Here is an 11,428-nt window from a genome sequence, read left to right on the forward strand (position 1 = left end):
ATGGCCCGCGTCGACCCCCTCGACCGGACGCTCGCCGCGCTGGCCGACAGCGCCCGCTGGTTCCTGCTCGCCGAGGACGTCCCCCAGCGGCCGGGCTTCCTGCAGGCGGTCGCACCGAGCGTCAAGCTCGTCGGCCTCCTCGCACTCGTCGCGCTGACAGTCACCCACCGGGACCTGCCGACGGTCGCGGCGATGGCCGGCCTCGCCGTCGCGCTCGCCGCCGTCTCTCGGGTCCCCGCGCGGACCTTCGCCGGTCGGCTCGTCGGCCCGCCGGCGTTCGCGCTGGTCGCCGTGGCACCGCAGGCGCTGCTGATGGGCGGTCCGACGCTCGGATCGACTCCGCTGTCGGCCGCCGGCGTCGAGTACGTCGCCGTCTTCACCGTCCGCGTCGCGGCCTGCGTCGGCTTCCTCTCCCTGCTCCTGCTGACGACGCCGTTCGCGGACGTGCTCGCGGGCCTCCGCCGGCTGCGCGCCCCGACCATCGCCGTCTCGCTGCTCGCGATCACCTACCGCTACCTCCACCTCTTTTTCGCCGAACTCGAACGGATGGTTCGAGCGCGGCGGGGCCGGACGGTGACCGACCCGGACCTGCGGCGGACGTGGCGCGACTCGGGGAACTTCCTCGGGACCTTCCTCCTGCGGAGCGTCGAGCGGGGCGAACGAGTCCAGCGCGCCGCGCGGGCTCGCGGCGGTGGCGGCACGACGCCGGTCCGCGCCCGAGCCACGCCGGGCGCCCCCGACGCCGCTTTCGCGCTGGTCGTCGCGGGCGCCGTGCTGGGAGTGGTCCTCGCGTGACCGATGCGGACGGCGACCCGGCGCCGGCCATCGAGGCGAGCGGCCTCCGCTACGCCTACCCGGACGGGACGCCCGCGGTCGACGGCGTGGACGTGACCGTCGGTGACGGCGAGCGCGTCGCGCTGCTCGGGCCGAACGGCGCCGGCAAGAGCACGCTCCTCCAGATCCTCGGCGGACTGATCGAGCCCGACGCGGGGACGGTCCGGTACTTCGGAGGGACCGACGACGCCGACGCCGTCCGCGACCGGCTGAGCGTCCTCACGCAGGACCCGGCGGACTACCTCTTCAACCCGACCGTCCGCGAAGACCTCGCCTACGGCCCGTCCCAGCAGGACCTGCCCGACGGCGAGGCCGACCGGCGCGTCGAGCGCGTCGCCGACCTGCTCGACCTGGGGGAACTGCTGGAGAAACCGCCCTTCCGGCTCAGCGGCGGCGAACAGCGGCGGGCGGCCCTCGCGAGCGCGCTGACCGTCGAACCGGACGCGCTGTTGCTCGACGAGCCGGTGAGCAACGTCGACGCCGCCAACCGGGCGACGATCCTCGACCTGCTCGACGACCTGTCCGCCGAAGGGGTCACGCTCGTCGTCTCGACGCCCGAGACGGAACTCGTCCCGCACGTCGCCGACCGCGTGGTCCTGCTCGACGCCGCCGGCCGGGTCGCCGCGACCGGCCCGACCCGCGAGATCCTCACCGACGTCGAGTTGCTGACCGACTGCGACCTGCGGCCCCCGCAGGTCGTCCGCCTGTTCGACGGGCTGGCCGACGACGTGCCGCTGACCGTCGCGGCGGCCCGCGAGCGGTTCGGCGACGACGGTATCTGATCGAACTTCGGATTGTCTTTCGGAAAATCGTACGATCGGGGTAGAATCCGAGATCGCCCGGTGCTATTTGCACCGAAGGGAACCGGCTTGAGGTGGGTCGCCAAATAATCGCGCAGATGATCGACTATCAGGCGCAACTATCGACGGACGTGGTACGGCATGGATGACGACGCCGTCCCCGGGGAGGTGATCCCCGGCGAGGAGCCCGTGACGATAAACGAGGGTCGCGAGACGGCGGAGGTGACGGTCGGCAACGCGGGTGACCGCCCGGTGCAGGTCGGGTCGCACTTCCACTTCTTCGAGGCCAACGCCGCGCTGGAGTTCGACCGCGAGGCCGCCTTCGGCAAGCGCCTGAACATCCCCGCCGGCACGGCGGTCCGGTTCGAACCCGGCGACGAGCAGACCGTCGAACTCGTCGCCATCGGCGGCAAGCGCGTCGCTCACGGCATGAACGGCCTCGTGAACGGCAGCGTCGACGGCGACGCCGCCGCGGCGGTCGAGCGCGCAGAGCGACAGGGGTTCGGAGGCATCCCGAGCCAGGCCGGGAAACTGGACGACGGAGACGGTTCCACCGGGGGTGACGAGCCGTGACCCGCGAGGTCGACCGCGAGGCCTACGCCGAACTGTACGGGCCGACCGAGGGCGACCGGGTCCGCCTCGGCGACACCGAACTGTTCGTCGAAGTCGAGGAGGACCTCCGGACGCCGGGCGACGAGGCGGTCTTCGGTGGCGGGAAGACCCTCCGTGACGGCCTCGGGCAGTCCCCGGGCACCACCCAGGAAGAGGGCGCCCTGGACTGGGTGCTGACGAACGCGCTCGTCATGGACCCCGTGCTGGGCATCGTCGCCGCCGACGTCGGCATCCGCGACGGCGAGATCGCGGGGATCGGCAAGGCCGGCAACCCCGACACGATGGACGGCGTCGACATGGTCGTCGGCCCGTCCACCGACGTCTACCCCGCGGAGGGGAAGATCGCGACCGCGGGCGGGCTGGACATCCACGTCCACTTCAACTCGGCGCAACTGCCCGAACACGCCCTCGCCTCCGGGATCACGACGATGCTCGGCGGCGGCTACGGCGGCGGCGCGACGACCTGCACGACGGGCCCGGAGAACGTGAAGCGGTTCCTGCAGGCCGCCGACGAGTGGCCGGTCAACGTCGGCTTCTACGGGAAGGGCAACGCCTCGAAGCCCGGCCCGCTCCGCGAGCAACTCGAAGCCGGCGCCTGCGGGCTGAAGCTCCACGAGGACTGGGGGTCGATGCCCGCGGCCATCGATACCTGCCTCGACGTCGCCGAGGAAGAGGACGTGCAGGTGTGCATGCACACGGACACGCTCAACGAGGCCGGGTTCGTCGAGAACACCTTCGCCGCCGTCGACGGGCGGACGATGCACCTGTTCCACATCGAGGGCGCGGGCGGCGGCCACGCGCCGGACATCATGGAGATGGTCGGCCAGGCCAACATGCTGCCCTCGTCGACGAACCCCTCGATGCCGTACACGGTGAACACCTTCGACGAGCACCTGGACATGGTGATGGTCTGTCACCACCTCAACCCGGACGTGCCGGAGGACGTGGCCTTCGCCGAATCCCGCGTCCGTGCGGAGACCATCGGCGCCGAGGACGTGCTCCACGACGAGGGCGCCATCTCGATGATGACGTCGGACTCCCAGGCGATGGGCCGGCAGGCGGAGGTCATCTCCCGCACCTGGCAGACCGCCTCGAAGATGAAGTCCCAGCGCGGCCCCCTCCCCGAGGACGAGGCCGCGGACACGCACGACGACGCCGACAACTTCCGCGTCAAACGCTACCTGGCGAAGTACACCGTCAACCCCGCCATCTCGGCGGGCATCGACGAGTACGTCGGCACGCTCGAACCCGGCAAGCTCGCCGACGTGGTGCTGTGGGATCCGGCCTTTTTCGGAATCAAGCCCGCGATGACGTTCAAGGGCGGGTTCCCCGCCTACTCCGAGATGGGCGAAGCCAACGGCTCGCTGATGACCTGCGAACCGATCAAGCAGCGGCCCCGGGCCGGCGCCATCGGGAACGCGAAACACGCCCTCTCGCTGTCGTTCGTGAGCCCCGTCGCCGCCGAGGCGGGGGTCGGCGAGGAGTACGGGCTCGACACGCCCGTCGTCCCCGTCTCGGGCGCTCGGACGACCGGGAAGGACGACATGCACTACAACGACTACTGTCCCGACGACATCGAGATCGACCCCGAGACGTTCGAGGTGACGGTCGACGGCGAGGTCGTCGCCTGCGAACCGAGCGAGGAGGTCCCCCTCGCGCAGCGGTACATGCTCTAACGGACACCTATCATGAACGTAACACCGAAAGAAGAGGAGCGGTTGACGGTCTTCATGGCCGCAGAGCTCGCCCGGCGCCGCCGCGAGCGCGGCGTCAGGCTGAACCACCCCGAGGCTGTCGCGTACATCTCCGACTGGTGCGTCGAGCGCGCCCGCGACGGCTGGGACGTGGCAGATATCCGCGCCGAGGCCACCCAGTTGCTGGACCCCGAGGACGTGATGCCCGGCGTCCCCGAGATGGTCGACATGATCCAGGTCGAACCCGTCTTCCCCGACGGCACGAAGCTCGTGACCGTCCACGACCCCATCCGGTCGACGGACGCGGCAGATTCGTCCAGCGACTCCCCGGAGGAGGCCGACTCGTGAGCCTCACCCACCGCGACGTGGCGACGGTCGGCATCGGCGGCCCCGTCGGCTCCGGCAAGACCGCGCTCGTGACGGAACTCGTCCCGCGACTGCGCGACGCGGGCCTGGACGTGGGCGTCATCGCCAACGACGTGCTCACCCAGGAGGACGCCGACGCCCTGCGCGAGCGCTTCGCGGGCGTCGTCCCCGCGGACCTCGTGGCCGGCGTCGAGACCGGCGCCTGCCCACACACCGGCATCCGCGAGGACCCGTCGATGAACCTCGCGCAGATCGACGACTTCCTCGCCGACCACCCCGACCTCGATATCGTCATCGTCGAGAGCGGCGGCGACAACCTCGCGGCGACCTTCAACCCCGAACTCGCGGACTACTCGCTGTACGTCATCAGCGTGGCCGAGGGCGAGGACATCCCGCGCAAGCGCGGCCCCGGCGTCGTCGACTGTGACCTGCTCGTGATCAACAAGACCGACCTCGCCCCCCACGTCGACGTGGATCTGGACGTACTGGAGGCCGACGCCGACGATGTGCGGGAGGGTCCGTTCGTCTTCACGAACTGCAAGGCCGGCGAGGGGATCGACGAGGTACAGGAGCACGTCAGCGACGGCGTGCTGTTCGCCTGAGATGGCGGCCGACAGCCCGGATCCCGGAGAAGAGCCGCCCGACGGACCTCCGGCGCCACCGAGCCGCCGCGACGAGACTGCCGACGAACCGCCGCACCCGGCGTTCGCCGAGTACGCGACCGAGTCGGTCCCCGCCGCGGCGGTCGGTTCGCCCGGCAAGGACGGCCGCCTCGAACTCCGGTTCGAGGTCGACGGGAACGGCGAGACGAACCTCGTCCGGGACCTCGTCCGGGCGCCGTTCCACGTCAGCGGCACGCTCGGCCACGATCCGCTCCCCGAGGCGGAGACGGTCTACGTCCAGTCGCCGACCGGCGGCGTCGCGCAGGGCGACCGTCACGCGGTCGACATCGAAGTCGGCGCCGACGCCGTCGCCCACGTCTCCACCCAGAGCTCACAGAAGGTGCTCTCGATGGCGCGCAACTACGCCGCCGCCGACGTCTCGCTCTCCGTCGGGAGCGGTGGCCACCTCGACTACGTGCCCGAACCGACGATCCTCCACGGGGACTCCCGGTTCTGCCAATCGGTCACGCTCGAACTGGCCCCGGACGCGAGCGCCGTCGTCGGCGAGGTCGTCGTCCCCGGCCGACTGGCCCGCGGCGAGCGCTTCGACTTCGAGCGGTACCTCTCGCGCCTGCGCGTCCGGCGTGAGAGGGAACTGCTCGTCGACGACGCCACCCACCTCCGACCCGCCGACGCCGATCCCTCCGCACCGGGCGTCATGGGCGAGTTCGCCGTCCTCGGGACGCTGTACGTCCTGACGCCCGCGAGCGGTGACACCTCAGACGACGCCGAACTGAGCGACCGGCTTCACGAGGTCACGAACGCCGAAACAGACTCGGACGGTCGCGGCGACGAGGACGGCGAAACGGTCCGCGCGAGCGCGACGCGCCTGCCGAACGACGCGGGCGTCGCCGTGCGCGCCCTCGGCCACCGCGCGGAGACGGTGACCGCCGCACTCCGCGCGGCGTGGGACGAGGCGAGAATCGAACTGCTCGGAGTCGGCGCCCCCGACTCCAGGAGGCCCTGATGCTGGTCGCAGAGGAGTTCGTGGGAACGCTGGACGACGAGGAAGTCGCCGAGCGCGTCGAGTCCGGCGACCCACTCACCGTCGCCGTCGACGAGACCGAGCGCCGCCGTTCACGGTTCCGCACGACGGCCGCAGACGGCACCGAACTGGGCGTCGTCGTCGCCCGCGAGTTACGGGACGGCGACGTCCTCTCGACGGGCGAGCGACTGGTCGTCGTCTCCCTCGAAGCGGTCGAGGCGATGGCGCTCGACTTCGGCGGCGTCGGGAACCCCGACAGGGTGGCGGTGACGACGGCGCTCGAACTCGGTCACGCCGTCGGGAACCGCCACTGGGATCTGGCGGTCGACGGCCAGCGCGCCTACCTGCCGCTGGCCGACAGCCGCGAGCGGATGGAAGCGACCGTCGAACTCCATCTCCCGGACGGCGCGACGGTCGAGTACGACGAGGTCCCGCCGACGCTGTTCGACGAGGGCGACGCTGCCGACCACTCGCACAGTCACGGCGAGGCCGACCACTCTCACGGCGGCGGCGAGAGCCATTCCCACAGTCACGGCCACGGCGTGCGGTCGCTCGACCCGAAATCGGGGGCCGACTCCCACGGAGGTGAGGAGCCGTGAGCGACGAGGCGACCCTCGAATCGCTCCGACTGGCCGACTCGTTCCTCCCGGTGGGGACCGACAGCGTCTCCTACGCACTGGAGCAGTTCGTCGCGGCCGACAGCGTCGCTGACGCCGACGATCTGCGGACGCACGGCGAGACGGTCCTCCGGCGCCAGCACGGCCAGGCGGATCTGGTCGCGCTACGGGCAGCCCACGACGCGGCGACCGAGGGGGATCTGGCCGCGGTCGAGCGCGCGGACCGGCGGCTCACCGCCGTCACGCTCCCCGCGGAGTTCCGCGAGAGCTCCGAGCGGACGGGGAACCGACTGCTGGCCCTCCAGCGGGAGCTCCGCGAGGAGGACCTGCTGGAAGCCTACGGCGAGGCCGTCGACGCCGGCGAAGCGCCGGGAAACTACGCGGTCGCGCTCGGCGCCGTCACCGCACTCGCAGACGTGCCCGTCCGCGAGGCGTGCCTGCTGGCCTGCCACGAGTTCGCGACGGCGCAGCTGGCCGCTGCCCAGCGGCTGCTCCGATTGGGACACACCGACGTCCAGCGCGTCCTCGACGACCTCCGGCCCGCGATGGTCGACGCCGTCGAGGAGAGCGCCGACCGCTCGCTCGACGACATGACGCCGTTCGCGCCGCTGGTCGACGTGCGCTCGGCCGAGCACGAGCGGGCCGAGCGGCGGCTGTTCCTGAGCTGAGCGCCGGTCACCTGCAGAACGGCCGACGCGCTTCGAGCTCGTCGTACCGTTCGTCGTCGATATCGCCGTCACCGCCGCGGATCAGCGGCCCGACTGCCGCGCGTTCGAGGAGCGTCGACTGGAACTCGCCGAGCCGCTCGGGGGCGGTCCCCCACGCCGAGCCGTGGTCGGTGACGCTGTGGGACTCGTTCCCGACGGTGACTCGCGTCCACTGCGAGGAGGCGCCGTCCGCCTGCGCGGGGTAGCTCTCGTTCAGCGCGAAGAAATCGGCGCGGTAGGAGGCGTTGAGGATCGCGGTCGCGTTCGACTGCGGAACGCTGTAGCGGTGGAGGCCGGTCGCGTTCACGTTCGCGAACCCGGTGTAGAACACCGTCCCGTTCCCGCAGATTTCGACCGAGAACGCCGGGCAGTTGCCGTCACAGAGGCCGTTTCGATACTCGACGGACACCGTGTCGGCGTCGTCGGGGTACGCTGGTTCGGCCGGGTCGTCGACGAGTCGCTCACCCAGGATCCCCTGACAGCCGGCGAGGAGGACGAGGGCCACCAGGGCGGCGAATGCGGTGCGCATGGCCGAAAGTCAGCGGATGAAGGGGATAACCTGTCGGACTATCAAACGGTCGTTTGATCGGAGGGCGAGAACGACGTTCGACAGCGCCGCCGGTTCGGTCGATCAGACCGCGTCCAGATCGATGTCGACGGCGTACCAGTCGAGGACGAAGACGATGACTGCGCCGACGAGGGCAGCGGTGGCGAACGCCTGAATGGTCGGGGTGTTCCAGACGACCGACGGGTACTCCGAGGCGTCGTTCAGTGCCGTGATCGGCGCCCGGAGCGCGCCCAGCACGAGGGCGACGAGGAAAGCGTAGGTCACCTCGCGGTTGACGTCGAGCGCCCTGCGGATGACCCGCGCTATCGTGAACAGTCCGACGAGGCCACCGAGGATGAACGTCACCACGACGCTCGCGGGGCCGGCGAGGTCGGCGAACGATCCGCCGGTCGCGACCGAGGCGATCCCTTCGAGGAAGTTCCCCAACTGTCTGTACATGTAGGTGTACTGGCCGAGGATCACGAGCAGGAGCGACCCGGACAGGCCCGGGAGTATCATCGCGCTGACGGCGACGGACCCGGCGAGGAAGACGGTCGGGAGACCCCCGGTGCCAAGCAGCGACTCGGAGTGTCCGGAGGCGAAGAAGGCGAGGACGACGCCGACGACGGCCGCGACCAGTTCTGGGACGGTCCGGATCGCGACCGCTCGCAGGAGGATGACCGCCGAGGCACCAATGAGGCCGAAGAAGAGGCCGAACAGCAGGACCGGATAGTCCGCCGCGGCCCACTCGACGGCCTGGCCGACGAGCACGACGGCGGTCCCCACGCCGGCGACGAGCGCGAGGAGGAACCAGCCGTCGACCTCTTCGAGGACGGCGGCGGCGCGGTCGAGCGAGACGCCGCCGTCCAGCGGCGTGAGCGCACGGACCCCGTCGAAGAAGCGGCGGGGCGTGACCGCGTTGATCGCCGCGATGAGGCGCTCGTAGATGCCGGCAATGAGGGCGATGGTGCCGCCGGAGACGCCGGGGACCCCGTCGGCGGTGCCCATGAACAGGCCGACGAGAAACGTCTTCGCCCACTCGTGGAGCGGCGGGACCGACTCGCGGAGCGTCACCTCGTCGCGCGCCCTGTCTGGGGCCGTTGTCATTGAAATATACGTTCGTCTATGGTCCGGAAGTCTCTTGTGGAGTCTGGCGTCGAATGGCCCCGGCCGGCCTCGGACGGCCGCGGCCGATCGATGTACGCGTACCGATCCGGCGACCGACAGGTCCGGGGGGTGGGCCCGGACCTCGTCCGCGTCCGGAACGGGTCAGGTTCGGAGCGGGTGTGGATTCGGAGTGGGTCGGATTCGGAACGGAAGTGGGTTCGGAATGGGTGTGGGTTCGGAATGGCTTCGGAGCCCGCGCGTCGCACGGATCGACGGTACCGGGATACTGTCACCGGCGCTGTCGCCCGTCGCGTCGACGGAGCGACCGCGTCGGAACCCCCCTGACCGCGTTGTCCCGGGCGACGCTTCGGACTCGTGTGATACCATCCCATCTGCGATTGAGTCACGTGGTAATGTAAATCTTACTGAAATACTTCCGTAATAAGTTGGTGCAATGAAACGAACGCGTCTTTTCGATGCCGGCCGAAATCGGGACGGGTCGAGACGCGGGCCTCGGCCGCCGGGAGGGTTGAAGTCCTCGCCGTCCGACGATCGGTGTATGGAGGTGGCCGACGTCGCCCGCGACCTCGTCTCGATCCCGAGCCACGAGCGCGAGGCCGCGGCGGGCGATTTCGTCGAGGAGTGGCTCCGTGAGCACACAGACGCGACCGTGACGCGCGACGGCGCGGGCGCCCAGGAGGGCCGGGGCGGGAACGTCGTCGCCCGGAAGGGCGCGGGCGGGACGTCGCTCGCGCTCGTCGGCCACCACGACGTGGTCCCGCCGGACGACTCGCAGGTCGACGACGGCGGCTACGTCGTCCGGGAGTCCGACGGCCGGCTCCGCGGGCGCGGGAGCGCGGACATGAAGGGGGCCGTCGCCGCGGCGCTGTGCGCGTTCCGCGACGCGGATCCCCCGGACGGCGCGGAACTGGTCTTCGCGTCGTTCGTCGGCGAGGAAGTCGGCGGCGTGGGCGCGCGGGCGGCCGTCGACCGCGGGTTCGCCCCCGACTTCGCCGTCGTCGGCGAGGGGTCGACGGGCTACTCCGCGCCGGGCGTCACCGACGTGGCCGTCGCGCACAAGGGCCGCCGCGGGTCGACGCTCGTCGCCGAGGGCAGCGCCGCTCACGCCAGCGAACCCGAGGCCGGCGCGAACGCCATCTACCGCGCCAGCGACGCCGTCGACGTCGTGCGCGACCTCGAATTCCCCGAGACCGAGGTCATGGGCCGCCAGCTGTCGGGGAGCGTCGCCGTGACCGAGATCGAGGGCGGATCCGCGTGGAACGTGATCCCCGAGCGCTGCGAGGTGACCGTCGACGAGCGGACGGTGCCCGGCGAGCGCGCGCCGCTGGAACGGACCGAGGAGGTCGCGGGCGTCACCTGGACCGTCGACCAGGACCTGCCGCCGATGGCCTGCGACGACGCCGCGTTCGCCGACGCCGTGCTGACCGCCGCTCGGGACGCGCAGGCCGAGGAAGACGCCGCCGCGCCGGGCGACGGGACGCCGGAGCACGTCGTCAAACCGCACGCCACCGACGCCGGGTGGCTCGCCGACGCGGGGACGACGTGCGTGGTCTGCGGCCCCGCGGAACCCGGCGAGGCCCACACCGCCACGGAGAGCGTCTCGCTCGCCGCGCTCGACCGGTGTTACGAGATCTACCGCGACGTGGCGGAGTCCTGGAGCGGGTGAGCGACGCCCCTCCCCCGCCGGCGGGGACGGCGTCCGGACGGTTCTCCCGCCGTCCTTATCAGTCGATGACTCGTACCGGCGGGTATGCGACGTCGAGCGTTTCTCGCGGCGTGTGCCGTCACCGGCGTAGGGGGCTGTCTGGGGAACGGGACCGAGTCCGACAGCACCGCCGGTCCCGGCGCCGCGACGACGACCGAGCCTTCCGGGCGGGCGACGACGCAGACGGCCACAGCCACCGAAACGCCGACGGAGAGGGAGACGTCGACGGCGACGCCATCGCCGACGGCCACGCCCGAGCCCACCCCGTCGACGGAGACGGGCACGCCGCTGTTCCCCGGGTACGAGACCACCGACGTCCGGGTGACGACGCCCGAGGGCGAGGAGTTGGGCTCAGTTTCGGCGGCCATCGCCGACACGCAGTCGCTGCGGTACACGGGGCTGAGCGACACCGAGAGCCTGCCCGAGGACCGGGGGATGCTGTTCGTCTACGACGAGGTCGGCGACCACACGTACGTGATGCGCGAGATGGACTTCGGCCTCGACATCGTCTACGCGGACGACGAGGGGACGATCACGCGCATCCACCACGCGCCCGCACCCGGCCCGAACGAGGACGGCGAGGACCAGACCTACCCCGGCCGCGGCCAGTACGTCCTGGAAGTGAACAAGGGCTGGACGACCGAGCGGGGCGTCGAGGAAGGCGACGTGTTGCAGTTCGAGCTGTGAGAGCCGCGTAATTTTACGCTGGGACCCGAGTCACAGTTTCGGCGGATACCGTCGTGAAGCGAAGCCGATTCGAAGTCCGAGGAC

Annotated in this window: 13 protein-coding genes; 11 read left to right on the top strand and 2 right to left on the bottom strand. The window is 71.0% G+C overall.

From position 1 onward, the window contains the following. The 9 genes from cbiQ (at position 1) to PSC72_RS12365 (ending at position 7,238) form a co-directional block, all read left to right on the top strand. Complete coding sequence (cbiQ, locus tag PSC72_RS12325) at positions 1 to 795, top strand: cobalt ECF transporter T component CbiQ (RefSeq protein ID WP_274321712.1); 795 nt, start codon at positions 1 to 3, stop codon at positions 793 to 795. After that, positions 792 to 1,616 (top strand): energy-coupling factor ABC transporter ATP-binding protein, encoded by an 825-nt coding sequence (locus PSC72_RS12330; protein ID WP_274321713.1) that lies wholly within the window; start codon positions 792 to 794, stop codon positions 1,614 to 1,616. The genes cbiQ and PSC72_RS12330 overlap by 4 nt, the downstream gene beginning before the upstream one ends. 159 nt (positions 1,617 to 1,775) lie before the next feature. Then, a complete protein-coding gene (locus PSC72_RS12335) occupies positions 1,776 to 2,207 on the top strand; it encodes an urease subunit beta (RefSeq protein WP_274321714.1) in 432 nt (143 codons plus the stop codon). Next, positions 2,204 to 3,922: an urease subunit alpha gene (ureC, locus tag PSC72_RS12340; protein ID WP_274321715.1), complete on the top strand. Its 1,719-nt coding sequence runs from the start codon at positions 2,204 to 2,206 to the stop codon at positions 3,920 to 3,922. Before PSC72_RS12335 ends, ureC begins: the two co-directional genes overlap by 4 nt. A 12-nt stretch (positions 3,923 to 3,934) precedes the next feature. Next, positions 3,935 to 4,288 (top strand): urease subunit gamma, encoded by a 354-nt coding sequence (locus tag PSC72_RS12345; RefSeq protein ID WP_274321716.1) that lies wholly within the window; start codon positions 3,935 to 3,937, stop codon positions 4,286 to 4,288. Then, entirely contained in the window at positions 4,285 to 4,908 is a 624-nt protein-coding gene (gene ureG, locus PSC72_RS12350; RefSeq protein ID WP_274321717.1) for an urease accessory protein UreG, read from the top strand. The genes PSC72_RS12345 and ureG overlap by 4 nt, the downstream gene beginning before the upstream one ends. 1 nt (position 4,909) lies before the next feature. Next, complete coding sequence (locus tag PSC72_RS12355) at positions 4,910 to 5,935, top strand: urease accessory protein UreD (protein ID WP_274321718.1); 1,026 nt, start codon at positions 4,910 to 4,912, stop codon at positions 5,933 to 5,935. Continuing rightward, positions 5,935 to 6,552 carry an urease accessory protein UreE gene (locus PSC72_RS12360; RefSeq protein WP_274321719.1) on the top strand — a complete coding sequence of 206 codons (618 nt, stop codon included), beginning with the start codon at positions 5,935 to 5,937 and terminating at the stop codon, positions 6,550 to 6,552. Before PSC72_RS12355 ends, PSC72_RS12360 begins: the two co-directional genes overlap by 1 nt. Next, entirely contained in the window at positions 6,549 to 7,238 is a 690-nt protein-coding gene (locus tag PSC72_RS12365) for an urease accessory protein UreF (protein WP_274321720.1), read from the top strand. Before PSC72_RS12360 ends, PSC72_RS12365 begins: the two co-directional genes overlap by 4 nt. Before the next feature lie 7 nt (positions 7,239 to 7,245). On the opposite strand, the gene PSC72_RS12370 is transcribed toward PSC72_RS12365, so the two are convergent. Both PSC72_RS12370 and PSC72_RS12375 read right to left on the bottom strand, forming a co-directional pair. After that, positions 7,246 to 7,806: a DUF6438 domain-containing protein gene (locus tag PSC72_RS12370; protein ID WP_274321721.1), complete on the bottom strand. Its 561-nt coding sequence runs from the start codon at positions 7,804 to 7,806 to the stop codon at positions 7,246 to 7,248. Positions 7,807 to 7,908: 102 nt separating this feature from the next. After that, positions 7,909 to 8,931 carry a DUF368 domain-containing protein gene (locus PSC72_RS12375; RefSeq protein WP_274321722.1) on the bottom strand — a complete coding sequence of 341 codons (1,023 nt, stop codon included), beginning with the start codon at positions 8,929 to 8,931 and terminating at the stop codon, positions 7,909 to 7,911. Positions 8,932 to 9,490: 559 nt separating this feature from the next. Between PSC72_RS12375 and PSC72_RS12380 the strand changes: the two genes are divergently transcribed. Next, positions 9,491 to 10,618: a M20 family metallopeptidase gene (locus PSC72_RS12380; RefSeq protein WP_274321723.1), complete on the top strand. Its 1,128-nt coding sequence runs from the start codon at positions 9,491 to 9,493 to the stop codon at positions 10,616 to 10,618. Positions 10,619 to 10,702: 84 nt separating this feature from the next. After that, positions 10,703 to 11,344, top strand: coding sequence for a DUF192 domain-containing protein (locus tag PSC72_RS12385; RefSeq protein WP_274321724.1), 642 nt, complete (start codon positions 10,703 to 10,705; stop codon positions 11,342 to 11,344). Positions 11,345 to 11,428: the final 84 nt, after the last annotated feature.

It is taken from the genome of Halosimplex aquaticum (assembly GCF_028747785.1).
In the GTDB taxonomy this organism is placed as follows: Archaea; Halobacteriota; Halobacteria; order Halobacteriales; family Haloarculaceae; genus Halosimplex; species Halosimplex aquaticum.

Bases quoted from the DNA above. Each gene is read 5' to 3' on its own strand.
- cbiQ (WP_274321712.1), top strand. From the start codon at position 1: ATGGCCCGCGTCGACCCCCTCGACCGGACGCTCGCCGCGCTGGCCGAC.
- PSC72_RS12335 (WP_274321714.1), top strand. From the start codon at position 1,776: ATGGATGACGACGCCGTCCCCGGGGAGGTGATCCCCGGCGAGGAGCCC.
- PSC72_RS12345 (WP_274321716.1), top strand. From the start codon at position 3,935: ATGAACGTAACACCGAAAGAAGAGGAGCGGTTGACGGTCTTCATGGCC.
- PSC72_RS12355 (WP_274321718.1), top strand. From the start codon at position 4,910: ATGGCGGCCGACAGCCCGGATCCCGGAGAAGAGCCGCCCGACGGACCT.
- PSC72_RS12360 (WP_274321719.1), top strand. From the start codon at position 5,935: ATGCTGGTCGCAGAGGAGTTCGTGGGAACGCTGGACGACGAGGAAGTC.
- PSC72_RS12370 (WP_274321721.1), bottom strand. From the start codon at position 7,806: ATGCGCACCGCATTCGCCGCCCTGGTGGCCCTCGTCCTCCTCGCCGGC.
- PSC72_RS12375 (WP_274321722.1), bottom strand. From the start codon at position 8,931: ATGACAACGGCCCCAGACAGGGCGCGCGACGAGGTGACGCTCCGCGAG.
- PSC72_RS12380 (WP_274321723.1), top strand. From the start codon at position 9,491: ATGGAGGTGGCCGACGTCGCCCGCGACCTCGTCTCGATCCCGAGCCAC.
- PSC72_RS12385 (WP_274321724.1), top strand. From the start codon at position 10,703: ATGCGACGTCGAGCGTTTCTCGCGGCGTGTGCCGTCACCGGCGTAGGG.